Below are 25,844 nucleotides of genomic sequence, written 5' to 3' on the forward strand. Positions count from 1 at the left end.
AAAATATTTAATCTACCAAATCGTCTAAGGACAGCTTCAGGAGGTCGCACAATACTTTCGTCTGTTCGAGATAGAGTTTTGGAATATGTCTACCCGCTTCCCAATTTTTCACAGTGGTTACACTCACGCCCAATTCATCCGCAACTTGCTGCTGCGTTAAAGAAAGCGATTGGCGTCGCTGTTTGAGTTTTTCCCCCACACTACTCATTAACTATCCAAATTCAGAATTCCTATGGTTAAGTTGACTTAACCATAATTTGTCCGTAGTATGAGAGGAGAACATCACATTCGTCAGAAAGCCAGTGCGTCCCGGCTACCAACCTATCAGCACTGGCTCTGGCTCCCATACGTAATGGAGACAAGTTAATTATGCCTTACAAAGAACGACTTTATCCTTGGGTGCTGGTTCGTTTGCTGCCCAAAATGCAGCGGTTGACAGTTGGTCAGTTCCGCACTCGATCGGATGCGGACGGTCATCTAGAGATTCTCCGTCGCTTGGTTCCTGGCGGGAAATTCGCGGTGATATTTAACCCCGACTTGCTAGAGTCGCAGCAAGCTGACACTTGCTACAGAACATTCGATCGGTAATTTTCAAAGAATCCCTTCCCGGACACGGGGAGAGAGTGACCATTAGTCGTTGGGTGGGGGCGGGTTTACGAGATTATTGATTTTAGGCAATTATGGTTGGTGAACTCACCCCTACGATTTTTGCTGAACCAGCACTTAAAAACAACATAAAAAAATCCCCCAAACGGGGGATTTCTTTCAAGGCTATTACATAGCCTTAGTCTCTGGCATCAAACACTTATCGGAATCGCAGCCCGCTGGCCCTGAATCCATCATTTCACCTAAGTCATAACGACTTAGTGCCGCATGAAAAACATCTATTTGGCGGCGCGCTAAAGTCTCTTCCACCATCTTGGTGTAAGTTTCCTTGTTTATCGGTTCAAAGGGCAAACGCGGAAAAGTTTCAAGAGCATCAAACCGAGCCAAAAGCGCTGCGGAAATGTAGCCTTCATCATCGCGAATCGCTTCATAAATCCGAGTGCCCAAACTTTCAACTTCATTTTCGCGCAGTTCAATTGTGGCCGAAGTGTTATGTCGCACATAGAACTTTTGCACCTGCATATAAAAGTCCATTTGTGCCGCCGCTGAAAACTTGTTAATGTCAATTTCATCAGCACCGGGCAAGTCAGCCCAACTTACTGCAACAGGTATTTCTACCAGCCATTCTGTACAGCGTTCATCGAAGGGATTGTTCAGCAAATTGCCGTTTTCATCCTTGTCAGATTGAGACGGAATTACGTTGTATCCGTAGTCGATGCAGGCGAGGGCTACGGGGTCGTTTTTGCCGAAAGTGATTCGGCGAATGAAACGCTGGGCTTTCGGCGGATGCCAGCCGGGGGAAGCACCTGTCAGCAGAGATTTAGTACCCGATGGTTGAACCGTTGTGCAGCGATTTGGGCGTTTTAAGGAATGGCGATCGCAATAATCCCATACTACCCGATCGACAATCTCGCGCCAACCACTCAAATACTCTTCTTCCCGCTGTTTAAAAGCGATTCCTTGCGGAGTTTGCGGGCGGCCTTCCACCCACCAGCGCAGCCACTCAACGCCAAAAGCATGAACGAAGAAATCGAACAATCCCGTGAAAGATACGCCGACAATCGGGTCTAATTCGCGGCTGTATTGATAGCGGGGTTCAAGAAATTTGTGATTGAGAAGTACCGCGACAGATAGAGCCGCAGCCCTGAAAGCTTCTTCCTGTTCTTTGAAGTTGTAAGGGTCAATTTGATTGAGGTGAACCTCCGCCAAATTACAGTTTCCAGCTAGGGTATTGCCGAAAACTCCCTTATGAAACTCTGGTTCGTTGAAGCAGTAAGTATCGTGCAATCCTGGTAATTCTTCGACACTTCTGACCACTTGCCATTTACCTTTGTGTTTAGCATTCGTCCCTTTGCTCACATCTAACCGCTGACAAGGAATTTCACCACATTCAGTAATTTGCAAGTAGTACAAATCTCGACTTCGGACACCGTAATTAGTAATTGACCCTTGATGAGCGCAAAGATTTAGCGACGAACGAATACCACATTTGGTCAAAAGTAACTGAACTCTAAAAGCGCGATCGCGGTCAGAAATATAAATTCTGATACCATTACTGTGGGTATTCGAGCCGTCCGTATCGGCTAATCCAGCAATAAAATGTAAAATTGCTTGCCGATTCCAGCTCGCAATTACATTTAGTGCTTCTGGGTTAACTTTCAAACTTTTCAGCAACTCTCCAGAAAAGCTCAAGTTAGTTACATCGGTAAAAGCAGGTAAATAGTCATAGCTTCTTTCAGGAGACTTATTTCCTGCTACTGACAATGCCATTTTATGTTCGTAAAGTCGAACTTTCGCATTGTCATTTTTGTCGGTAGTTCCATCTCCTAGAGCGACCCCCAAAGTGTAAGCATAACTTGAATCGATATTCAAGCCATCTTCATACTGAATTGTAAAAGGTTCAGTATGAATGCTATAGCGGCTTGTATCCATCAAGTCTTTGGTTTGAACTTCTCTGTAAACTTTACCAAAGCGATCCTTGACAAAAAAGCGATGATATTCTGTGGCATCCAGATAAGTACCATCACCAAACTTTACACGATAAAGTTTGCGTCGCCCGCCACAAGTATCACTCGCTGTCTTAAATGGTGTGACGCAGCTCCATCTTTTACCATTCCAAATCTCGATTTCAGTTCCAAGAACGTCCTTTATTTTATGCAGTCCGTCTCTAGTAATTAGCAGAGTGTCGCCACTGACACAATGAAAATTAGAGCCGATGATTTCACCACACGGGTTTAAGCCCACACGAACTAACCTATGCTCTAACTCGCCAGCAGTCATATTAGGATGGCGTTCCTGCAACCACTCTTTAGCTTTTCCTTCGTCATAAGCTTTCAAAAACTCAAGTTTAAGACTCGGTGTAGAAAGTAAATCAACGTTAGATCGAGCTACAGCTTCGCCGGCCCATTGAATCGCACCTTCGCCGCTGTAATACTGTTTACGGACAGCATCAATACATTCTTCTAGTGTAGGTTTGGTATGGAAAACTCGCGTATGGTTGGCCATCCGAAGGGCATCGCGTTCTGGATCTATTCTCCAGTTGCCACTTTCATCTTGTTGCCACAAATTATTTTTAGCATTTGCCCCCAGTTCGTCATCAAAAGAAAACTGACGCATCCCGGCAGATCTTCTAATATTGCCGGCGACGATCGTGACCGCCGCTTCATCAATCAACACGCAGCATTCAACTGAATTTAACTGCCGCCCTAAAGCTTTATTCAAAATGGCCGCACAGCGCTGATAAAGGTCGGGCAATTTCACCGGATTTGCTACTCCGCCAAAACCTTTTAAAGGTTCTCCCACCGGGCGAACGTCGCTCAAATCGATGAATACTTGAACTTCTCCTGCAAATCTTTCATCTGTGGATAATTCCAGCAAAGTTTGATAGGATTTTACCCAACCCTGGCGAGAATCTCCGACATAAATAGTTGCGGTTTTTTCGTCTATTTTTACTTCTGTTTCTTGACGGCGCGACTGGGCGGGTGTAGAGCCGATTTCGCCTTGCATGGTTAGGGTTAAACGGTTGCGAATCGGTGGCAGTTGGTTGATATATTGTGGTTCCAAGACTGCCCCAGTGCCGCAGCCCATCATTGCCAAATCCATCAACAAACCAAAGGAACGCCAGTCGAGAATATTTGTTGAGGAGCAATTATATGCGCCGGAAAAATTCTCTGGTTGCTCGATCCATTTGCTGCCACCTACCCACAGCCAGCGGCCTGAAGCGAGGGTTTTGAGCTGGTTTTGCATCCGGTGCAGCAGTTGTGTTTCTTCGGGGGTGAGGTTTCCAAGCTTTTGCAGCCCCTTGACTGTTCGATCGCACACTTCCTCCCAAGTCTCCCGCCCTGTCTCGGTACGGCGGCTGTAAGTCCTAAAAAATACTGGATTGGCTGCGGGTGCTGTTTCGGGAAAATCGGACAGGTTGCGTTGATCGCTGGCACTCGATCGCTCTAATTCTCTAACCATAGGTTGTGTACTGACGTGTCGGAATAAATCAACAGACTACGAATATACAACAGGATTCAGATTTAGGGTTAAAGGTTAATATATTTGACAATTTGCACTAAATATGGGGCACAGAAGTGTACAAGCTCGATCGGGCGAGCTCCTCAAAACTTGACAAAAAAACCCGATTTCTTCCTGAAACCGGGTGAATACCAAATCTTGTCAATTGTCAATCCTTTGTCAATAAAAACTCAATATTGGGTAACAGCGGGTCTTGAACAACCCCCACACCGTTAAAGCCCCAACGTTCAAGTAGCTTTTTTACCTGAGAACCGGAAATCGATTCTACTCCAAATCGATCGGCAACATCAGCAGCGTGGGCATTGAGATAGCTCAAAGCGTCATAGTCTTCGCGAAACATCAGCAGGTAACTCACTGCCGCATCTGGATTGGGATTCGCGGACAAATATTTGCCGTCACTGCGGGAACGTAGCAAGTAAAAAACTTGAGATAACATATTATCTTGGTTTGCAAAATAATAGATTAACTCAAATTGGGCATTGGGAATCGGGAATCGGGAATTGGGCATTGGTAAATTAAAAAAGTTTAATTATTTTTCTTCCTTCTTCCTTCTTCCTTCTTCCTTCTTCCTTCTTCCTTCTTCCTTCTTCTTCCTTCCCCTATTTAAATCAAAGTCAGTGCTAAGCCTTTAATCCCTCGCCCGTCACCAATTTGACCGACAATCGAAGCTTGACCAGTCGTCAAATTGATATTGTACAGGCTGGAAACTCCGCCAACCTCGATCGCAGCCAAAGCCGTCTCGTTACCGCCAACACTCCTGACATCAAAGCCGAGAACGGTACCAGCATCAATTCCCAAAGATCCGATCGTATTCAACACCCCATTATTCGGCGGATCTTGTCGCACCAAAATGTCTAAATTGGTGTCAATTGCAAATAGTGTCGTCGAATTTGCCCCTGCAAAGTTATTCACATACGCAGCAGCAGCAGCCGCGCCGGGATTGCCAAAATTGCGATCGCCCGCAGCATAAGCCAAATTCCCGTCGAGTTGAACTCCCCCCGTCAGCGTGTCAAAATCCACAAGTGCCCCCGTATCCGGGTTGAGGCGGGCGTTTTGACCGGCTTGATTGACAAAGCGAATTCGATCGACTGTCGGATTGAAATCAAAACCCGCAGCCCCCGGAGTTAGGGGAACAGCAAACTGGCCACTACCGACTGCACTTGCTTGCCCAGTAACTGGATTAATCGCGTACAAGCGATTGCTAGAACCCACACCGTATAGCACACCGTTAGCGGGGCGAAAATCAATTCCCAGCAAACTTTCTCCAGGCTGCAACCCTGTAACTGCTGCATCACTGAGAATCGCCCGCGGTGCCGCCTCATTTAAACCGACAATTGTTTCAGCGCCATTTCTAACAGTTAAAGCGTAAGCTGTAGGCAAAGGCAAAGCCAAACCGTTAATCTGTCTCCCGTCGGCAATTTGACCGACAAAGGAAGCTTGACCGCTACTTAAATTGATATTGTACAAGCCGGAAATGCCACCAACTTCCAGCGCCGCCACTGCCACCTCGCGGCCGCCAATACTCCTGACATCAAAGCCGAGAACGCTATTCGCATCAACTCCCAAAGATCCGATCGTATTCAACCCTCCATTATTCGGCGGATCTTGTCGCACCAAAACATCCAAATCGCTGTCAATTACAAACAGCGTTGTCGAAGTTGCCCCTGCAAAGTTATTCACATACGCAGCCCCTGCTGCCGCCGGATTTGACCCAAAATTGCGATCGCCCGCAACATAAGCTAAATTCCCGTCGAGTTGAATTCCCCCCGCCAGCGTGTCAAAATCCACAAGTGTCCCGTTATCCGGGTTGAGGCGGGCGTTTTGATCGGCTTGATTGACAAACCGAATTCGATCGACTGTGGGATTGAAATCAAAACCCGCAGCCCCCGGAGTTAGGGGAACAGCAAACTCCCCGTTACCGACTGGACTTGCTTCCCCAGTCATCGGATTGACAGTATACAAGCGATTGCTAGAACCCACACCGTAAAGCAAACCGTTAGCCGGCCGATAATCAATTCCCAGCAAACTTTCTCCCGCTTGCAATCCAGTCACGGGCAAATCTGTGATGACACTTCCCGGATTGGAAAGACTAAAACCGACAATCCGATTAGCAGGAGTTAAAGCATAAGCCGTTGTCCGGGCTGGAGGCGGGGGGCTGGGAACAACGCTGCCAATATTATTAGTGAAACTTGCCTGGTTAATCGCACTTTGCCTCACCCCTCTGAGAGTAGCGAGAAATTCTCCTGTTACCCGGTCTTGAATAACAGTATCGTTTCCAGCTTCCAGAATATTCAAGTCGCTAAAACTGAGACCTTCCCCCAAACCGATTAAATCTGTACCTGGTACAAAATCGGCGATCAGGTCGGCATTTGCCAAACTAACACCGCCACTGGTACGGGAAGGGTCAGCCTCAGCGTAGCGCCTCAAAACAAATAGGTCTGCCCCGTCTCCGCCTATCAGGATATCAGTATCTCGATCGCCCGACAAAACATCATTGCCAGAGTTGCCCGATATGGAATCGCTGCCTTTTCCGCCCACTAAAAAATCGTTACCTTCTCCGCCGTTAATAATGTCGTTATCTAAATCTCCAAAAAGCGAATCTTGACCAGAATTGCCATCAATTAAATCGCTTTGCTTACCTCCATAAATGCTGTCATTACCAGAGTTTCCGGCAATGGTGTCAGTGCCCATCAAACCAAAAATCAGGTCATCTTCCGGAGTTCCTGCTAGCAAGTCTGCTTGGCCGGTGCCTCTAATTTCTGCCATTTTCTAATCAGCCTCTAAATTTGATACTTCTGTTGCCTAACGGCGGTGGTATTCTCAGTTAAAATATCACAAGTTCGCACTTTTAGGATAGTTTTTGTTATTTTCGGCTGTAGGGGTGGGTTGCCATAAAAGTATTACAGGCAGATCAAATGATATATAAACCAGCCACCGGGTTCAAATAAACCCAATCCTAAATAAAGATCACTTAGCCGTATTTTATAGTTGGCTGTGTAGCCAAGGGCGATCGCAGCTCAACTGCAAACAGGCAAGCTGAAATTTTTAGCGGTGCGAACCTATGAAATTTTGTACTGCGTTCATTAGTAATATACGCTGACTCTATAATTTTGGATCTGTACGGTCAGAAATTATTTTTTAACTTTAATCTTAAAGCCTGCGACGGTGGGCTTTGTGTGTAGCGGCGACAACCATCATCAAGTCTGCACGGAAAATTCCTGTGGATCGATATCCCAATTTACCCAGCGAATTGCCTCCCTAGCAGATGTCAGGTTAGGCGGCACTCTCAAAGCGTGAATGAATCCCGTACTTGGACAAGTCATTTTTAACAAACAAATCGGCTCGACATCGGCATTATCTATTTGTAATAGTGCATATTCCTGCCAACTATCTATTTTTTTTGCTGACAATTCTTGAATCATGCGAGCGTAACTAATCCCTTGAATTAACACTCGCCTCAGCTCGGCATTCTCTTCTACTAAAAGCCATTGGGATTGCCATTTATTTGGGTGGACTTTGCCGTATTCTTCCGGCAATTTGACACCATGATAATAGTAAAAATTCCATCCGTCGGCAAACTCGATCGCAGGTTCTGCTTCCGCGTACAAGCGGTTTTGACTGTCAAAGCGCAGGTGGCGCGGGCGATCGCACACCGCGCAAAACTTTTCAAAGGGAAATATCCAACCGCAATGCTCGAAAAGCAGCTTTTGACAGCGAAGTATTTCTTGTGCCTTTTGGGAAATATTGACGCCTAGTGAAGAGATATAAAGTTCACTCAAATAGATTTCTCTACACAAAGTCGTGGGGGTTTCAGGGTATTTCAAGCCTAACAAATCAGCGGGAAAAACATTCCCCATCCTTCGTTCCGATTGCTCAAATTCGTCAACCAATTCCCTCATGAGCGAACTCAGTATGCTGTCTGCTTCGGGCTCGATCCTTATGCGCCGGAACTCATACTCCCACACCGCCGGACTTGCAAATTCTCTCACAATCGATGGGAACACGGAGATCCATTTCCAGTCTAGCTTTTTCCCCAATCTATTTCCATCTCCTTCGTTTGACCAGTTTGGTGAATGGTCGCCTTTTGACAAGTTGAAGATTTGGAGAAAAGCGTCGCGGGGACTGCTGTAAACAATAACGGATGGTTCTTCTAGGCCAATAGCGGCATAGGCAACTTTGACTGCTTCTGTTGCTTTTTGAGCATCAATTTGCCTAGTAGAGAGAGTAAGACGTTTCTGCGCGAGTTCGCCTAACACGCACAGACCGGTAATTTGAATGTTGTAGAGATTCACTCCTGTCAGATTGGTGAGCTTACGCAAGGCGCTGATGTCGGTAATTTGATTGTCGCACAGCTCGAGTCTGGTCAGATTGATGAGCGAGCCGAGAGAGCTGATGTCGGTAATTTCAATGGTGCTGAGAAACAGTGCTGTCAGATTGGTGAGCGAGCCGAGGACGCTGATGTCGGTAATTTGATTGTTGTCAAGAGACAGTATTGTCAGATTGGTGAGCGAGCCGAGGGAGCTGATGTCGGTAATTTGATTGTCGTTAAGAAACAGTGTTGTCAGGTTGGTGAGCGAGCCGAGGGAGCTGATGTCGGTAATTTGATTGTCGTTAAGAAACAGTGTTGTCAGATTGGTGAGCGAGCCGAGGACGCTGATGTCGGTAATTTGATTGTTGTCAAGATACAGTATTGTCATGCTTGAAAGTATCTGCTCCGCTGCTTCAGGGTCATCAGTGACAGCCTTGTTTAACAACACTTTAACTGTGTACCTTGCCGATTCTGAAAGACTGTCAATATGTCTGCACCAGTCGGCAAAGCGGCTAAAAATCATTGGCTGGTTTGGTTGTTTTTCTGACATAAAACACTCGGAAAGGGACAAAATTTTATTTACAACTGACATCTTGCACCAATATCAATAAGGGGCTTTTTTTGTGGGTGGGAGCGGGTTTGTTTAACCTGTCTGTATTATTTAAAACTGTTGGTGAGACCGCCCCTACAGATTATTTAGAATGGTGCAAGATTTAAGTTACAACTGACATCTTCTCACTGAGTTAAGTCTTCTATTTCAAATCTTCCAGCTTGATCCGAGGATCGACAGCTTTCAGCAGCCAATCCGCCAACAAATTCCCAACAATCAACATCGCCGCACCCATCATCAAACTTGCCATTACTAAATACAAATCTTGATTGTTCACCGCCTCCAAATTCAGCTTTCCCAAACCCGGCTAATTAAAGAAATATTCGGCAATAAACGCACCGCTCAACAAACTAGCTTGCCTCAAAACCCAATAGCGTAATCAACGGATTAACAGCATTCCGCAAAGCGTGAATGTAAATTACTCGATCGTCCGCCAAACAGGCGATCCCGTGCTTTTCGGATGTAATCTTGACGCAGTACGTCCAACAATTGTCCGCGCCTCAATCTTTGCCGGCCAGCAAAACCAGTAAGGCTCAAAGCGACTGTTGGCAAAATTAAGTGCCAGCCGTAATCGAGGATTTGACCCCACATTCGGTAAGTCAGCGTGGTCAATACTCGTCATTCCTCCGACGGGAAACAGAGGCTTCGTATTCTGAGCAAAAAATAGCAGCAGCTTTGCTGCGAGCGAGCTGGGAAATCCTTGTCCAGTGTAGCTGACTACTTGTAGAAATCCCTCGCCACAATTATATCAAGTCTGCACGGAAAATTCCTCTGGATCAATATCCCAATTTACCCAGCGAATTGCCTCCCTCGCTGATGTCAGGTCAGGCGGCACTCTCAAAGCGTGAATGAATCCCGTACTTGGACAAGTCATTTTTAACAAAATAATCGGCTCGACATCATAGGCGTCATCTATATCATCGGCGTCATCTATTTGTAATAGTGCATACTCCTGCCAACTATCTATTTGTTTTGCTGACAATTCTTGACAAATGCGAGCGTAACCAATTTCTTCAATTAACACTCGCCGAACTTCGGCATTATCTTCTGCTAAAATCCATTGGGATTGCCATTGATTTGGGTGGACTTTGCCATATTCTTCAGGCAATCTGACACCGTGATAATAATAAAAATTCCATCCATCCGCAAACTCAATGGCAGGTTCTCCTTCCGCGTGCAAGCGGTTTTGACTGTCAAAGCGCAGGTGGCGCGGGCGATCGCACACCGCGCAAATTTTTTCAAAGGGAAATATCCAACCGCAATGCTCGAAAAGCTGCTTTTGGCAGTGATGTATTTCTTGAGCTTTTTGGGAAATATTGACGCCTAATGAAGAAATATACCATTGAGTCAAATAGATTTCTTTAAACAAAGTCGTGGGGGTTTCAGCGGATTTCAGGTATAACAAATGAGCGGGAAAAAAAATCCCCATCGTTCGTTCCGATCGAGCATATTCCTCAACAACTTCGTACATTAGCGAACTCAGTGTGCTGTCTGCTTCGGACTCGATCGTCATGCGATCAAGCTCATACTCCCACACCGCCGGATTTGTAAATTCTCTCACAATCGATGGGGACATCCATTTCCACTCTAGCTTTTTCCCCAATCTATCCCAATGCTCTTCCTTTGACCAGTTTGGTGAATGGTCGCCTTTGGGCAAGTTGAAGAGTTGGAGAAAAGCATCGCGGGGACTGCTGCAAACAATAACGGAGGGTTCTTCTAAGCCAATAGTGGCATAGGCAACTTTGACTGCTTCTGTGGCTTTTTGAGCATCAATTGGCGTAGTCGAGAGAGTAAGACGTTTTTGTGCGAGGAGGCCTAACACGCTGATATCAGTAATTTTATTTCTGCACAGATCCAGTGTTGTCAGATTGGTGAGCTTACGCAAGGCGCTGATGTCGGTAATTTGATTGCCGCCGAGATGCAGTGTTGTCAGATTGGTGAGCTTACGCAAGGCGCTGATGTCGGTAATTTGATTGTGGTAGAGATTCAGTGTGGTCAGATTGGTGAGCGAGCCGAGAAAGCTGATGTCGGTAATTCCATTGCTGTCGAGATTGAGTGTGGTTAGATTGGTGAGCAAGCCGAGGAAGCTGATGTCGGCAATTTTATTTCTGCACAGATCCAGTGTTGTCAGATTGGTGAGCGAGCCGAGGAAGCTGATGTCGGTAATTTTATTGTTTTCGAGAGAAAGTGTTGTCAGATTGGTGAGCGAGCCGAGGAAGCTGATGTCGGTAATTTGGTTGCGCCAGAGATCGAGTGTGGTCAGATTGGTGAGCGAGCCGAGGAAGCTGATGTCGGTAATTTGATTGTTGTAGAGATTCAGTGTGGTCAGATTGGTGAGCCAGCCGACGAAGCTGATGTCGGTAATTTTATTGTCGCCGAAATCCAGTGTGGTCAGATTGGTGAGCGAGCCGAGGGAGCTGATGTCGGTAATTTGATTGCCGCGGAGAGACAGTGTTGTCAGATTGGTGAGCGAACCGAGAGAGCTGATGTCGCTAATTTGATTGTAGCTGAGATCCAGTGTGGTCAGATTGGTGAGCCAGCCGACGAAGCTGATGTCGGTAATTCGATTTCTGTTGAGATCGAGTTCTGTCATGCTTGAAAGTATCTGCTCCGCTGCTTCAGGGTCATCAGTGCCAGCTTTTTTTAACAACACTTTAACTGTGTGCCTTGCCTCTTCTGAAAGACTGTCAATATGCCTGCACCAGTCGGCAAAGCGGCTAAAACTCATTACATCGTTTGGTTGTTTTTCTGACATAAAACACTCCGAGATTGGTCAGGGGGCATGGGGCATAGGGGATGGGTAATGGGAATACTGTTGACTGTTGACTGTTGACTATTGACTATAGCAAGTCTATTTGAGTCGTGAATGTAGAACAACCTGAAACGCTTGTGATGATTGAATCGATTGTTTACAAATCAAATGGTTTTGCTATATTGACTATTACAAATCGCCCTTGCGTACCTCATATTACTGAATTAAGTCTTCTATTTCAAATCTTCCAGCTTAATCCGAGGATCGACAGCTTTCAGCAGCAAATCTGCCAACAAATTCCCAACAATCAACATGGTCGCACCCATCATCAAACTTGCCATTACTAAATACAAATCTTGATTGTTCACCGCCTCCAAAGTCAGCTTTCCCAAACCTGGCCAATTAAAGAAAAATTCCGCAATAAACGCACCGCTCAACAAACTAGCAAACTCAAAACCCAATAGCGTAATCAACGGATTAACAGCATTCCGCAAAGCATGAATGTAAATTACTCGATCGTCCGGCAAACCTTTCGCCCTTGCCGTTCGGATGTAATCTTGACGCAGCACGTCTAACAATTGTCCGCGCATCAATCTTTGCAAACCAGCAAAACCAGTAACGCTGAGGGCGACTGTTGGCAAAATTAAGTGCCAGCCGTAATCGAGAATTTGACCCCACCAAGGTAAGTCTGCATGGTCAATGCTTGTCATTCCTCCGACGGGAAACAGAGGCGAAGTATTCTGTGCGAAAAATAGCAGCAGTAACGCTGTGATAAAGCTCGGAAATCCTTGTCCGGTGTAGCTAACTACTTGCAGAACTCGATCGACTGTGCGGTTTTGATTGACGGCGGCGACAATTCCCAAGGGAATCGCGATCGCCCAAGTTACAATCAAAGATGCGATCGCCATTAATAACGTCGCCGGTACCCGTTCCCACAGCAGCGAAGCTACGGATCGCTGATACACAAAACTCGTGCCAAAATTTCCCCGCGTCACAATTTGTTGCAGCCACAGCCAATACTGCACAATCGCTGGTTTATCTAAGCCGAACTGCTGTTCGAGCTGCTTGAGTGTCTCCGGCGAAATCTTCGGATTTTGGCTCAAAGTATCCAAGTAATTTCCCGGTGCTAGTTCAATAATTGCAAAACAAAGCATCGATGCCAAAAATAGCGTTAAAAGTGCCTGCAACAGTCGCTTGAAAACATAAGTAAATGTTTCCCCAGCAAACAGAGAACTCAATAATTGCCAATTTCGATTAGATTTAATAGAAGTCATACGATTTTAGATTTTAGATTTTAGATTTTAGATTGGAAGAATTGTGAATGATATTAATGCCGATTGCATCGGAATTATGTAACCACAGAGAACGCAGAGATCGCAGAGAAAGAGAAGAGAGAGATGAATAATTCCGATGCAAAGCTCAAGAATATTATTTGTCAACAGTCAACTGTTGACAGTTGACTGCCAACAGTTAACTAACTAATATTCAACTAGCGTGACGATCGGCACATCGGGCAATTTCTGCCTGCCGCCCAAAGCCTGCAATTCAATGATAAAAGCAAAACCGACAAGCTCGCAGCCACCTTGCTCCAGCAACTTAGCCGTCGCCGCCGCTGTTCCGCCAGTGGCGATTAAATCGTCCACAATCAGCACCCGGCTACCGGAAGTCATCGCATCTTGGTGCATCTCCAGTCGATCGACACCGTATTCCAATTCGTACTCAGCAAAATGAACCGCACCTGGCAGTTTCCCTGGTTTGCGGACAGGAATAAAGCCTATTCCCATTTTATAAGCCAACGGCGCGCCAAAGATAAAGCCTCGCGATTCCATCCCCACCACATAGTCAACAGACATTGCCGAGCATTTTTCGGCTAAGCTGTCAATGGTGTAGCTCAGCCCTTGCGGGTCGCGCAGCAAAGTTGTAATGTCTCGAAACATAATTCCCGGCTTTGGGAAATCAGGAATGTCGCGAATCAGAGATTTGAGATCCATAAGCTTGCAGATCGGGGTTGAGGGTAACGAGGCATCAAAAATGGTACAATAATAACGTCAAAATTTAAAAATTTAAAAATAAAAATTAAAACTAACAGCTTCTTTAATTTTTATTCTTTAATTGCTTAATCCTTTACGTACTATGTAAACAAATGTCATAATTCCCTAACAACAGGGTTGAATATCAACATTTGTCACCCTATGATCTAAAGTCAAAAATCTAATATCTAAAATCCAATGATTAAATTGGCAGCACGAGTGGGTGAGGTTTCTCCTTCTATAACCTTGGCGATCGCCGCTAAGGCTAAAGCCATGAAGGCCGAAGGGATTGATGTCTGTAGTTTGAGTACGGGAGAACCCGACTTTGATACGCCCGAACACATTAAAGCAGCGGCAAAACAAGCTTTAGACGCGGGGAAGACTAAGTATGGCCCTGTGTCTGGGGAACCGCAGTTAAAAGCTGCGATCGCCCGCAAACTCCGCGATGACAACAATCTCAACTATCAACCGGAAAATATTATTGTCACCAACGGCGGCAAGCATTCCCTCTACAATCTGATGATGGCTCTGATCGAGCCTGGAGAGGAAGTAATTATTCCTGCTCCCTACTGGCTAAGCTACCCTGAAATGGTGAAACTCGCTAGTGGCAAGCCAGTAATTGTACGGACTGATGCTTCTACAGGATATAAAATTACACCGGAACAACTGAGTCGAGCGATTACTCCCAAAACCAAGTTATTTGTACTGAATTCGCCTTCTAACCCGACGGGAATGGTGTATACTCCGGCGGAAATCAAAGCCTTGGCCGAGGTGATAGTCGATCGAGATATTTTAGTCGTTGCTGACGAAATTTACGAAAAAATTATATATGACGACGCCCAACACGTCAGCATCGGTTCCTTGGGCAAAGAAATCTTCGATCGCACCCTGATCAGCAGCGGTTTTGCTAAAGCTTACTCGATGACAGGCTGGCGAATCGGTTATTTGGCCGGGCCGATCGAATTAATCAAAGCCACCAGCACCATTCAAGGTCACAGTACCTCAAACGTGTGTACCTTTGCACAGTACGGTGCGATCGCAGCTTTGGAAAGCAGTCAAGAGTCTGTCGAAACAATGCGTCTAGCTTTTGCCGAAAGGCGTCAGGTAATATTTGAATTACTCGATGCTGTCCCTGGAATTAGCTGTATTAAACCAGACGGTGCTTTCTATATGTTTGTCAACATCAGCAAGACGGGAATGAATTCTTTGGAATTTTGCGACGCTTTCTTAGAACAGCAGCAAGTAGCAGTTATTCCGGGGATTGCATTTGGTGCAGACGACCATATTCGCTTGTCTTACGCTACCGATTTAGGCACAATTAAAAAAGCCGTAGAAAGGCTCGATAAATTTGTCCGCAGCCTCTAAAAATTAGTCATTAGTCATTAGTCATTAGTCATTAGTCATTAGTCATTTGTTCTTGGTAGCAACTGACTAATTACCGATCTCTGTTGACTATTGACTGACTACTGCTGACTGTTGACTAATACGAATTTAAAAAACTCTTGCTATAGTAATTGTCTTATATAAATTATCGTTCATTCACTCTCACCATCGGCCGGACACGGCAGTGCCGTTTCCCTACAGACGATAGCTGATAATTTATATGTCGCACTACTTTTGTGAATTGGTATAACTACTGCTGACAAATGACCAATGACTAATGACCAATGACTAATGACTAATGACTAATACCTAAAGCTGTTTAGTCATAATCTCTTTGAGCAAATCCAGTCCCTTCTTAACTCGCCGAGAAACAGTCACCGCACTGATACCCAAGCGTTCAGCCGTTTCCTTCTGCGTCAAATCGTAGAGAAAAACAAACTCCAATATCTCGCGAGTCCGTTGTTCCAACATAGCCAAAGCTTGCTGTACGCGAATTTGATCCTCTTGCGCCAACTGAAAACTCCGATACTTGCTATCGGGCACCAATTCTCCCAGACAAGTCGCCCCCTCATCTTCATCTTGCATCGGCGCGTCCAAACTTAGAGGCGATCTGTTGAGATGGGCCAACTTAATTTCTTGCCATTCTTGTAAAGAAACCTCAAGGACTGCTGCTACTTCAGCATCCGTAGGTTTGCGGTTTAACTGCACCTGCAACTCCTTGATCGCTGCTACTGATTTGCGTTCCAGGGACTGCCAGTGGCGGGGAAACCGCACAGAAGGGCTTTTGTCCCGCAAGTAGTGTTGAATTTCGCCCCGAATGTAGGGAATGGCAAAGGAACTAAAAGCGTGCCCCTTCGCGATATCAAACCGCTCGATCGCCCTGATCAACCCAATACATCCGACTTGCAGCAAATCGTCGTAGCTTTCACCGCACTGGTTGATCCAGTGGTAAACTTCTTTTCTGACCAGTCCAATATTCAGTTTTACTAACTGATTGCGGATTTCATTCGATCCAGAAAGTTGGTACTCGCGCAACAATTGCAAATTTTCGCTTTTTAGCTCGTTCGGCAGTGTGGTAGACATGGTGGCATAAGGGTGGGTAGAGCAGAGGACTGAGGTTGCTTTAGATCTAGCTTCTAATCTAGTCTAAAAAAATTCACTTTTAGGTAGTGTAATCCTAGCACTTAATAGGTGTGATAGCGGACACACCAGTTGAGTTTTCGGTACGTGAACGGATTTAGTGGGATTCTCCGAAGTTTTTCGGCATAAGGCAGACTTTTACCAGGTAGAACGCCTTCGACCGCATCCCCAATTTAACCAGGTTTTTTGAAAAAAATATTATAAACTGAAAGCGGTTTGAATACAATACTTTAATTAATAAAAAATCCTAACTTCATAACTTGCGAATGACCACTATTTAATCAGAAATTTAGTCATTAGTCAACAGTCCTAAGTTATGTTGCTCAAGACTGTTGGCTAATGAAGGGCGAGCAGGAGCTTTATGGCCAGAAACTGCTCAAGTTCGATCGATCCAGAAAGCCAATTTTATGACACAGAAGGCTCAATGCGAGCGTAAAACAAACCCCGAATTTTAACGTCCAGAGCCGGTCTAGCTCCCAAATCAGTATCAGAAGGCTGCGTGCTCTCAAAAATCCCGCCAACTTCGCCAGTGGCGCTGTTGACTTTAGCAACTTGGAGAGAAATTTTGCCCGCCTTGGTGCGCGTGTCAGCTACCTTAACATTAGCCCGCACACGTTTGGAATTGTCAGTAGCCGGAAGCGCTACAGCATTGTCGTAGCCAGTCGATACCCCGCGAGCTTTAGGATCTAAAAAGCCTGCGCTGCGGTAAGAAGGAACGTTAAACTCCCCTCTCAAATCGGTGGAAGTATTGATAGCAACCACTCCCGGTTCGGAACTTGCAACTAGCTGTTTAATGGTAAACAAGAAAGGTACTTGCTCTCCGCCCGGTAACTGAATCGTAATAGCTTGAAAATCCAAGCCGTCTTCTTCTGTGAAAGTCAGAGTTCCGTCTGTACCGACCTTGAGCGTACCTTGAACTTGGTCAATGCTCGACGTGAACCGGGTCAGCAATTTACCAGGCACAAATTCCGCTTCTTGGCGTTTGTTTGCTGGTTCTTCCTTCACAAAATAAGTTGTGGGCTGCAAACACAAACCAGTCAGTTTATAGGTGGCGCCCGCTTCGATGGGGATCGATCCCCGAGAAGTTTCTGCCAAGCTAGGGCAGTTATTAGCCAAGCCAGTACCTCTAATCTCGTCGTAGGTGAGCAACTCAGTAGTCGCTACCGTCGTGTCAGGAGCAGAAGAACAAGCAACCAGCGCACTCATGCAAAATGCTAAAAGTGCAACAATTAAAGCACGATATTTCATTGCAAACCTCAATATCCAACATCGGATTATATTAAGAAAAAGCCCTACTTCGAGCAAAATATAATTGCCCGCCGGCAGGCTAGGCCAGCGCTTAGGGCAGCATTTAGATCCAGATCGCTCGCTTCACCGACACCGGCATTGACTCCAAAAATCAAGCTAGTGTGCCGTGAAAATAAGCATGAACTTATGATTTCTCAATCGTGTTCGGATCGCAGCCCAATACACATGGTACGACGGGTTGTGCTCTTTTCCTGACTTGGACTGCAAATTAATATTGCTTAAGTCAACCTACTTAAGTTACTTTGCTTATGACCCCGAATGGCGATCGCGACTAGCTCGATTAGTCGGTTGACCAAAAGGCTGGGGACAAAGGCCTTGTAGATTTCAAAGGAAGCAGCAGTATGGACAACGGCAAAGATTTAGAGTCAGAAAAGTTGCAGTCTCAAATGCAATCGCTGACAGAGGCGATTCGGACTTTAGGCGAAAGTTGTCAGGGAGACAGTCTGCTGCTTTTGGCCCTGCTGCGGAGGCTGGAAGCTTCGCACCGGGAAATTCGGGACGGTTTGTTTCAAGCGTCTTTTCCCGACAACCGCCAAGCACTTTACAAACTGCTTAGGAATATTGAGGCCAATGGCGGCTGGCCTTACATCCACCGCATGAAACTTCGATCGCTCTTGGGGTACAGCCAACAATTATCTCCCCTAGAAGATTCTCCAGCCGAGTCGTCAGAAGAGTCGGCCGAAACTCCCCAAGACGTTAAATAGTTTTGAGTGATGAGTTTAGTGAGTTTTACATTAACTCATCACTCCTCAGTGAGCTGCGCGATCGCGCTTAGAACTAGAAAGGTGTAGGAGGTAAGGGTAGCGGGTTGGGCACCGTCGGGAATATCGGCGTCTGGCCCTGCATTTGCAATAGTCTGGGAGTCGGAGGGATCGAACTAATTGATAGCAGAGGCGAATCAGGCACGCTAACAGTCGGCGGAATCGGAATCCTCGTAGTAGTCGGCGTGGGAGTCGGAGTCGGTGCTGCTGTGGGAGTCGGAGTCGGTGCTGCTGTGGGAGTCGGAGTCGGTGCTGCTGTGGGAGTCGGAGTTGGTGCTGCGGTGGGAGTCGGAGTTGGTGCTGCTGTGGGAGTCGGAGTTGGTGCTTCCGTGAGAGTTGGAGTCGGTGCTTCCGTGGGAGTTGGAGTCGGTGCTTCCGTGGGAGTTGGAGGCGGAGTTGGAAGTGATTCTGTAGTTGAAGTTTGAGGTTGAGCTGGATCTGTAATTGTGCTTGTAACTGTAGTTGTAGTTGTAGTGGTAATGGTGGTTGGCCTGGGAGTAGCCGTCCCAGTCACAGCGATAAAATCATTCGCTTCGATCAGCGCCGCTGGAGTGTCGATCAAAATTGCTAAAAGCTTGCCGTCGAGCGTCGTAATTACTGTATCCCTGACATTTGCACCGTTGCCTTGGGTAACTAGCAGTTGAGCGAAAGATAAATTGCTCGGCAGTCCAAAGAAATCCTCTGTGTCATTGTAATCAGTAATTAAAGCCAGACTGCCAGGCCCGGCTCCCAATCCAAAAACATCGCTGCCGCTGCCGCCAGTCAGAGTATCCGAACCCTCGCCTCCGATTAAAGAATCATTACCCTCTGCTCCAAATAAATTATCATTGCCGAAACCGCCCAAAATTGTATCGTCGCCGATACCTCCAGCCAAGGAGTCATCGCCAAAACCACCGTCGATACCATCATTACCTTTGCCACCAAACAGAAAGTCATTACCTTCTTCTCCCAGTACCGAGTCGTCGGCTTCATCGCCGCGAAGGGTATCGGAACCGGTGCCGCCAAAAACTGTATCGTCAGCCTTGCCGCCGAATATCTGGTCATTACCAGCATCTCCGAAGAGCGAATCGTTGTCGGCATTGCCGTACAAAGTGTCGTCGCCGTCGCCGCCGGTCAAATAATCGTTGCCCTCAGCGCCCAACATTTGATCTCTACCACTGCCGCCGTTGAGAGAATCGTTCCCCGCATTCCCGTAGAGAAAGTCGTCATCAGCATTGCCGAACACGGAATCGTCGCCGTCATTCCCTGTGAGGGTGTCGTTGCCAGTACCGCCGGCAATTACATCAAAGCCTCCGTTGCCAAAAACTAAGTCGTCCCCTGCATCTCCCAACACGCTGTCTATCCCGTCGTTGCCTTCGAGGATGTCGTTGCCTAAACCGCCACGAATCGAGTCGTCGCCGTTTCCGCCGGAAGCAAAATCGCGGCCTTGGTTGCCAATAAGTTCGTCATTTCCTTCACCGCCAATCAGCGAATCTGCTCCGTCACCTCCAAGAAGCTGGTCGTTGCCGCCGTCGCCCTCTAGGGTGTCATCTCCTCCCGCACCCAGGGGCGTGTCATCGCCATCTAAGGCGCGAATTCGATCGCTCAGCGGAGTTCCTAGAATAAAGTCGTTGCTGTCTGTGCCGATCAGATTTGCCATACGGGATACACCGCTCCTAAATCAAATAAATTGTTTGAAATTATGTTAATCGCCTTCATGACAAGGGATTGCTGCTTGCCTAGGTTAGCATAATTGAGATTTTGGCAATCTGGCGAAGGGGCGCTGGAAGTTTTGCCCGTGTCCGCAATTCCGATCGGGGCTGGTATAATGCCCGATTAGTCATTAGTCATTAGTCATTAGTCATTAGTCATTAGTCATTAGTCATTAGTCATTAGTCATCAGTCAACAGTCAACAGTCAACAGTCAACAGTTAACAGTTAACAGTCAACAGTCAACAGTCAACTTTTATTCAGTAACAGGTAACACTATCTCAAATTCACTCCCTCCCCCCAAAATAGAATTGACATTAATTGTTCCACCGTGGATTTCGACTACAATCTGGCGGGCGATCGCCAATCCTAAACCAGTGCCTTTTCCTACTGCCTTCGTGGTGAATAGATGGTCAAAAATCCGCTGTTTCACTGCTTCCGTCATACCCGCACCGTTATCGGCAATCTGAATTTTGATGTGTCGATCGCCCGACAGACTGGTACGAACTTTGATACAGTAGGGATTTGCTTTAATCGCCTCCAAACTGCGTCCTTGGTTTGATTCTTCTAGAGCATCGATCGCGTTAGCAAGCAGGTTCATAAAGACTTGGTTCAGTTGACCGGGAAAGCATTCGATTGGGGGGAGATTGCCGTAGTCTGTGACGACTTCGATCGCGGGATGGTGTTCGTTGGCCTTGAGCCGATGTTTCAAAATTAAGATGGTGCTGTCAATCCCCTCATGGATATTAAACGGAACTTTGTAGTCTTTATCGGCTCTGGAGAAGGTGCGGAGGCTGGTGCTAATGCCGCGAATGCGATCGCATCCCACTTTCATCGACAACAGCATCTTTGGCAAATCTTCTAAGGCATACTCTAAATCCATATCCTCAGCATCTTCTTCGATTTCCTCCCCGGGATTTGGCAGTTTTTCTTGGTATAATTTTAAGTGGGAAATCAGATCTTTGATCGTGGTGGTTGCTTCCTCAATATTGCCGCTAATAAAGCCGACAGGATTATTGATTTCGTGGGCTATTCCTGTGACTAGATTGCCCAAGGCGGACATTTTTTCGCTTTGCACGATCTGTAACTGTGCTTGCTGCAAATCGAGGAGCGATCGCTCTAATTCTTGTGCATAAGCTTGAGATTGTTGGTACAAGCGGGCATTTTCTAGAGAGATAGCGGCTTGGGCGCACAAAAGTTGGATGACTTCAGTGCGATCGTGTGTAAATGCACCACTTGTCAAGTTATTTTCTAGATAGAGCAACCCGATTAATTTACCCTGATTTAACATCGGCGCGCACAGCAAACTTTTGGGCTTTTCCTGCATCAAATACGGCTCGGCAATAAAATCGTTTTGTACTGCTGCATTATCCAAAACCACAGTTTTGCAAGTCCGCTTAACATAGTTGACCACAGCAGCGGGAACCTCGTCGCTGGCTGACAGCGGTACAGATATGGAGATGACATCTTGATGGAAGGAGGCCACAGCTTCGATTGTGAGATTCCCATCCTTAAGCAACAGGAGAACTGCTTTTTTTGCCCCGGCATTTTCCATCACCACGCACATCAGTGCAGCCAGTAATTTTTCTAATTGAATTTCACTCGATAGAGTTTGGGAGGCTTTAAGAATAGTCGCGAAATCGAGGGCGTGGTAAATAGTGCTACTGCTCGATAGAGTTGTGTGCCAGGTTTGATGTAAAACTGACGATTTATTGATTGTGTGGCTGCGGGTTTCGCTGATTCCAAAACGATTTTCTCTTGCCTGCAATATGGGAGCAAGAAGTTGGGGATAGTGTTTTTCTAAGTCATCGATTTTGGCTTTCGCACCCCAGCGAGCATAACAGTAGTAGGCTTCTTGCATATAAGCTTGCGCCACTTTTTCTTTGCCCCAGTCGAGGTAGAATTTAGCTGCTAGTTCGTTAGCGAGGGCTTCTTCTTGGATGTATTCGTTTTCTTTCGCTCCAGAAATGGCACGATCGTACATTTCAATAGCTTCTGCCCTCTGTTTGGCAACTCGGTATTTCTCTGCTTCTACCAACTGCCACTTATGCAAATAATTCATGGGGGCGTGTTGTGCCCAATGCTGCAACGAAGTTTGATTTTCCTGAACTCGTTGCAACTGCGTTTCTAACTCCGTCTCGGACTCAGGAGTGGCAAGGGCTATGAGTGAGTCATAGAAATATAAACCAGCTTCGGAAATACTTCCTACGCTTCCCGCTATATACTGTCTTGCTTGATCGACATCTACGCAGGCCCAAGCAATGTCTCCCAGCAGGAATCTCAACGTCGCCTTGTACAGATAGAAGATGCAGAGTCGGTAAAAATCGTTAGAGGCAAGCGACTGAGAAATCAGCTTCTCGTCATAGCCTTTCTGTTCAAAGGAAATCTCCAAGTTGTTTGGATTACCCAATAAAAACAGCGTTGTTTCCCAAAAAACCGAACAATAATTTGCCGTCGTTAGTTGGTTGAGGTCGAGTAATTGCTGGCGGTATGCCCGAATTTGGGGCTCAAGTTCTGCCAAAGGTTGACCGCAGCAGTAGGCATTTAGACAAAAAGTATACAAATCATACCCGACAAACTCTAGATTGCCTGTTTCTAATCCGGCTTGATAGCCTGCCTCAAGAATGGGGAGGGTTTCCCGCAAATGCGATTTACGATGGTGCAAACAGAGTCCGAGTGCAGCAAAAGTTGCAGAGCGAATATTTTTGGCATCCGCGCCACTGGCAAGACGATAAGCTAATCGGCCAAATTGATCGGCTACCGTCACATCTTGTAGAAAGTTGTTGAGAATCATCCCATAACAACTATAGCTATAAGCTGAAGTACGACTGTTGCCATATTGGATAGATAAATTTACCTGTAAGGCAGTCACCAGCGCAAACAAAGACGAACCACCCAGATAACAAGCTGTCGCCATAGTTGCCGCCACTTGCATCGCGGCCAGCTTTTGGGTATCCACCATCGCTGGCAGATCAAATAACTCTTCAATGGGTCGATCGCCGATCGAGCTATTAATTTCCTGCACTGCTTGCTGAATATCTTCTGATGTAGCGCTATCGGGCAATTCAACTCCTAATTCTTTGAGAATCAACAAACCGATAGCAATTGCGTCTAAAAACTTGTTCTGGGACGATAATGCCTGAATTTTGACGATGTAAACGCTCACTCGCTCTAGGGGAGTTCTGGTATGATAAATCACAGTGTCAATCCACTGATTCATCTGGTCAAAATCACCACAGAGTGAAGCCACTTCTGCTGCTATGTCGTGCAAGTTCAAGGTCATCTCGTACTGCCGTTGCCAAGCGCTCTCTCCAAGCAAATTTAGCCCGATCGCAGCATACTCGCGAGCAGCTTGATAAGCAGTAGCGCCTCTGGCTTTGCGGCAAGCCGTGAGGTTGAGTTGTGCCAGATGGTCGCGTTCTGTTTGGTCTTCAATCAGCGCAATACCATAATTCAACTGATTGACTACTGAAAAAATTTGCTCTTCTATAGCTGCCGGTGAAATTTGCTGGATCAGTAATTGTCCGATCTGATAGTGAACACGCGATCGCTCTTGTTCGGGAATTAAAGAATAGGCGGCTTGCTGAACGCGATCGTGCAAAAACTTGTAATTTACCACCTCCGAATTTTCGGTCTCCTCCCGTCTTTCTCGCCCGATATAAAACTTGTATATTTCACTTTCAGGCAGGATTAACCCCTCTTGCAAAGCCTTCCACAAATCCGCCGCCGTTTCCGTTTCCAATTGCTGGGAGACAACTGCCAAAGTCCCCAAATCAAACTGATTCCCCACACAAGCAGCCAACTTCAACACATTCTGAGTTCCTGGCGGCAGTTTTTGCAACTGCAACGCCATAAACTCGACCACATCATCCGTCAGCGCTGCCTCCCGAACTCGCACAATATCGCACTGCCAATAACCAGCAACCTGGTCAAACTCAATCAGCCCATCCTGATGCAGTGCTTTGAGAAACTGCGTTGCAAAAAAGGGATTTTTTTTGGTTTTTTGTGCCACCAAATCAGCCAAAGGTCTTGCCCAAGATGGATCGCAATTGAGCGTATCAGCAACCAAATGATTTAGACTTGTTGAACTCAACGGTTCCAGCGTCAGAGTATTCACCATTGCCCCACCTTTGACCATTGCATCCAGTGTCAGCATCAACGGATGTGCTGCCAATACTTCATTATCTCGGTAGGCACCAATTACTAATAAATAGTCGGTTGCTGACTCGGAAACCAGCAGTTGCATTAACCGCAGCGAGGCGGAATCAGCCCACTGCAAGTCATCCAAAAACATCACCAGGGGATGTTCTGGTTTGGTGAACACGCGAATAAAATTTTGAAAGAGCAAATCAAACCGATTTTGGGCCGCAGTTCCTGATAATTCGAGTGCGGGCGGTTGTGCCCCAATAATTTTTTCGAGTTCGGGAATTACTTCAATAATGACTTGTCCGTTATCGCCCACTGCTTGCAATATTTGAGTTTGCCAATTTTTCAACTCCTGGTCACTTGCGCTCAACAATTGTCCCATTAAATCTCGAAATGCTTGGACAAAAGCTGAGAAAGGAATGTTGCTGTTAAATTGGTCGAATTTGCCTTTGATGAAATAGCCGCGCTGGCGAGCAATTGGTTTTTGAACTTCATTTACAATTGCAGTTTTCCCAATCCCAGAAAAACCAGCTACTAGCATCATTTCAGTTGTGCCACTACTGGCGCGATCAAAGGCTTGGAGTAGGGTTTCGACTTCAATTTCGCGACCATAAAGTTTTTCGGGTATCATGAATCGATCGCCCACATCCCTCTGCGCGATCGCAAAACTCTCTATCCTACCGTTTTCTTCAAGTTGCTTCAAACAAAATTCTAAATCTAATTTCAGCCCCAACGCACTCTGATAGCGGCCTTCGGCATTCTTTGCCATTAATTTGCTGACAATCTCCGACAGTATCGGCGGGATTTCGGGATTGATTTCATGCAGTGATGGCGGTTGCTTGGCAATATGACAGTGTACCAATTCCATCGCATCATTGGATTGAAACGGCAATTGTCCCGCCAGCAATTCGTAAAAAGTCACGCCCAAAGAGTAAAAGTCTGTCCGGTAGTCAATCCCCCGATTCATCCTTCCCGTTTGTTCGGGAGACAAATAGCCGAGTGTCCCTTCCAGCACGTTAGGATTCATCAGGGTTTGAGTTTCCCTTGGTAGCAAAGATGCAATACTAAAGTCAATGAGTTTGACTTGTTTTGTTTGGGGATGAATTAAAATATTGGCTGGTTTAATGTCTTTGTGAATTATCCGGTGGCGGTAAAGTATATCTAATATATTGCTCAGGTCGATCGCCACTGACAAAAACTCGCTCAGAGTCGGCGCAGTTTCCCGTTTTTCCGTCCATTCGTCCAGAGAAATTCCCCCAAAGTCTTCCATTACCAACGCATAGCTGTTTTGGTAGGTTTCCAAGCTGTAGGTTTCGATGATTCCGGGCAAGTTGAGGTTTTTGGCGATCGTGTACTGATTGCGAAATTGCACCAGTTCGCTGAAGCTGGGATACTCGTTCTGCAAGACTTTGATGGCGACGGGCTGTTTATCGCCCGTGCGGAAAGCTCGATAAACTAGGGTGCGAGTTCCTGAGTAAATGCGATCGAAAATTTGATAACCTGTCAATGTAAAATTTATACTTGCCATACTTTTATTCTTCCCTTCCTCCGCAGGCTATTTCCACATTAACAGAAGCCAATACAGTTT

13 protein-coding genes and 5 pseudogenes are annotated in these 25,844 nt (G+C 46.2%); 3 read left to right on the forward strand and 15 right to left on the reverse strand.

Going from position 1 to position 25,844, the window contains the following annotated elements; genetic code table 11:
- Positions 1-7: 7 nt before the first annotated feature.
- Positions 8-208 (reverse strand): helix-turn-helix transcriptional regulator, encoded by a 201-nt coding sequence (locus QUA03_RS02825; protein WP_333081626.1) that lies wholly within the window; start codon positions 206-208, stop codon positions 8-10.
- Positions 209-369: 161 nt separating this feature from the next.
- Here QUA03_RS02825 and QUA03_RS02830 point away from each other — a divergent pair, with 161 nt between their 5' ends.
- The gene (locus QUA03_RS02830; protein WP_333209489.1) at positions 370-588 is read left to right on the forward strand and encodes a hypothetical protein; all 219 of its coding nucleotides are present in this window, start codon (positions 370-372) and stop codon (positions 586-588) included.
- Positions 589-774: 186 nt separating this feature from the next.
- On the opposite strand, the gene nrdJ is transcribed toward QUA03_RS02830, so the two are convergent.
- The 10 genes and pseudogenes from nrdJ to QUA03_RS02870 all read right to left on the reverse strand — a co-directional run bounded on the left by nrdJ (position 775) and on the right by QUA03_RS02870 (position 13,790).
- The gene (gene nrdJ / locus QUA03_RS02835; protein WP_333209490.1) at positions 775-4,068 is read right to left on the reverse strand and encodes a ribonucleoside-triphosphate reductase, adenosylcobalamin-dependent; all 3,294 of its coding nucleotides are present in this window, start codon (positions 4,066-4,068) and stop codon (positions 775-777) included.
- 208 nt (positions 4,069-4,276) lie between these two features.
- A complete protein-coding gene (locus QUA03_RS02840) occupies positions 4,277-4,564 on the reverse strand; it encodes a hypothetical protein (RefSeq protein ID WP_006630975.1) in 288 nt (95 codons plus the stop codon).
- Positions 4,565-4,731: 167 nt separating this feature from the next.
- On the reverse strand, positions 4,732-6,894 hold the full coding sequence (locus QUA03_RS02845) for a DUF4394 domain-containing protein (RefSeq protein ID WP_333209492.1): 2,163 nt from the start codon (positions 6,892-6,894) through the stop codon (positions 4,732-4,734).
- Positions 6,895-7,325: 431 nt separating this feature from the next.
- Positions 7,326-7,892 (reverse strand): annotated as a pseudogene (locus QUA03_RS28945) (DUF6745 domain-containing protein); the annotation flags it as partial.
- A gap of 507 nt (positions 7,893-8,399) precedes the next feature.
- Positions 8,400-9,029, reverse strand: a pseudogene (locus tag QUA03_RS28950) (leucine-rich repeat domain-containing protein); the annotation flags it as partial.
- A gap of 160 nt (positions 9,030-9,189) precedes the next feature.
- A pseudogene (locus tag QUA03_RS02855) lies at positions 9,190-9,774 on the reverse strand (ABC transporter permease); the annotation flags it as partial.
- A gap of 21 nt (positions 9,775-9,795) precedes the next feature.
- Positions 9,796-10,416, reverse strand: a pseudogene (locus QUA03_RS28955) (DUF6745 domain-containing protein); the annotation flags it as partial.
- Positions 10,417-10,875: 459 nt separating this feature from the next.
- Positions 10,876-11,802: pseudogene (locus tag QUA03_RS28960) on the reverse strand (leucine-rich repeat domain-containing protein); the annotation flags it as partial.
- A 230-nt stretch (positions 11,803-12,032) separates the two neighbouring features.
- Complete coding sequence (locus QUA03_RS02865; RefSeq protein WP_333209498.1) at positions 12,033-13,073, reverse strand: ABC transporter permease; 1,041 nt, start codon at positions 13,071-13,073, stop codon at positions 12,033-12,035.
- Positions 13,074-13,277: 204 nt separating this feature from the next.
- The gene (locus QUA03_RS02870) at positions 13,278-13,790 is read right to left on the reverse strand and encodes an adenine phosphoribosyltransferase (protein ID WP_333209500.1); all 513 of its coding nucleotides are present in this window, start codon (positions 13,788-13,790) and stop codon (positions 13,278-13,280) included.
- Positions 13,791-14,027: 237 nt separating this feature from the next.
- Between QUA03_RS02870 and QUA03_RS02875 the strand changes: the two genes are divergently transcribed.
- The gene (locus QUA03_RS02875) at positions 14,028-15,194 is read left to right on the forward strand and encodes a pyridoxal phosphate-dependent aminotransferase (RefSeq protein WP_333209503.1); all 1,167 of its coding nucleotides are present in this window, start codon (positions 14,028-14,030) and stop codon (positions 15,192-15,194) included.
- Positions 15,195-15,521: 327 nt separating this feature from the next.
- Here QUA03_RS02875 and QUA03_RS02880 read toward each other — a convergent pair whose 3' ends face one another.
- Complete coding sequence (locus QUA03_RS02880; protein WP_333209505.1) at positions 15,522-16,295, reverse strand: RNA polymerase sigma factor SigF; 774 nt, start codon at positions 16,293-16,295, stop codon at positions 15,522-15,524.
- Positions 16,296-16,757: 462 nt separating this feature from the next.
- A complete protein-coding gene (locus QUA03_RS02885) occupies positions 16,758-17,600 on the reverse strand; it encodes a photosystem II manganese-stabilizing polypeptide (RefSeq protein ID WP_333209506.1) in 843 nt (280 codons plus the stop codon).
- Positions 17,601-18,001: 401 nt separating this feature from the next.
- On the opposite strand from QUA03_RS02885, the gene QUA03_RS02890 reads away from it, so the two are divergent.
- Positions 18,002-18,364 carry a hypothetical protein gene (locus tag QUA03_RS02890; RefSeq protein ID WP_333209508.1) on the forward strand — a complete coding sequence of 121 codons (363 nt, stop codon included), beginning with the start codon at positions 18,002-18,004 and terminating at the stop codon, positions 18,362-18,364.
- A gap of 73 nt (positions 18,365-18,437) precedes the next feature.
- Here QUA03_RS02890 and QUA03_RS02895 read toward each other — a convergent pair whose 3' ends face one another.
- Both QUA03_RS02895 and QUA03_RS02900 read right to left on the reverse strand, forming a co-directional pair.
- Complete coding sequence (locus QUA03_RS02895) at positions 18,438-20,060, reverse strand: calcium-binding protein (RefSeq protein WP_333209510.1); 1,623 nt, start codon at positions 20,058-20,060, stop codon at positions 18,438-18,440.
- Between the two features lie 306 nt (positions 20,061-20,366).
- A complete protein-coding gene (locus QUA03_RS02900) occupies positions 20,367-25,784 on the reverse strand; it encodes an AAA family ATPase (RefSeq protein ID WP_333209511.1) in 5,418 nt (1,805 codons plus the stop codon).
- Between the last annotated feature and the right edge of the window lie 60 nt (positions 25,785-25,844).

It is taken from the genome of Microcoleus sp. S36b_A4, from assembly GCF_036700645.1.
Lineage (GTDB): Bacteria > Cyanobacteriota > Cyanobacteriia > Cyanobacteriales > Microcoleaceae > Microcoleus.

What these genes read in the sequence shown, in the direction of transcription:
- QUA03_RS02825 (WP_333081626.1), bottom strand. Translation starts at nt 208, where the DNA reads ATGAGTAGTGTGGGGGAAAAACTCAAACAGCGACGCCAATCGCTTTCT.
- QUA03_RS02830 (WP_333209489.1), top strand. Translation starts at nt 370, where the DNA reads ATGCCTTACAAAGAACGACTTTATCCTTGGGTGCTGGTTCGTTTGCTG.
- nrdJ (WP_333209490.1), bottom strand. Translation starts at nt 4,068, where the DNA reads ATGGTTAGAGAATTAGAGCGATCGAGTGCCAGCGATCAACGCAACCTG.
- QUA03_RS02840 (WP_006630975.1), bottom strand. Translation starts at nt 4,564, where the DNA reads ATGTTATCTCAAGTTTTTTACTTGCTACGTTCCCGCAGTGACGGCAAA.
- QUA03_RS02845 (WP_333209492.1), bottom strand. Translation starts at nt 6,894, where the DNA reads ATGGCAGAAATTAGAGGCACCGGCCAAGCAGACTTGCTAGCAGGAACT.
- QUA03_RS02865 (WP_333209498.1), bottom strand. Translation starts at nt 13,073, where the DNA reads ATGACTTCTATTAAATCTAATCGAAATTGGCAATTATTGAGTTCTCTG.
- QUA03_RS02870 (WP_333209500.1), bottom strand. Translation starts at nt 13,790, where the DNA reads ATGGATCTCAAATCTCTGATTCGCGACATTCCTGATTTCCCAAAGCCG.
- QUA03_RS02875 (WP_333209503.1), top strand. Translation starts at nt 14,028, where the DNA reads ATGATTAAATTGGCAGCACGAGTGGGTGAGGTTTCTCCTTCTATAACC.
- QUA03_RS02880 (WP_333209505.1), bottom strand. Translation starts at nt 16,295, where the DNA reads ATGTCTACCACACTGCCGAACGAGCTAAAAAGCGAAAATTTGCAATTG.
- QUA03_RS02885 (WP_333209506.1), bottom strand. Translation starts at nt 17,600, where the DNA reads ATGAAATATCGTGCTTTAATTGTTGCACTTTTAGCATTTTGCATGAGT.
- QUA03_RS02890 (WP_333209508.1), top strand. Translation starts at nt 18,002, where the DNA reads ATGGACAACGGCAAAGATTTAGAGTCAGAAAAGTTGCAGTCTCAAATG.
- QUA03_RS02895 (WP_333209510.1), bottom strand. Translation starts at nt 20,060, where the DNA reads ATGGCAAATCTGATCGGCACAGACAGCAACGACTTTATTCTAGGAACT.
- QUA03_RS02900 (WP_333209511.1), bottom strand. Translation starts at nt 25,784, where the DNA reads ATGGCAAGTATAAATTTTACATTGACAGGTTATCAAATTTTCGATCGC.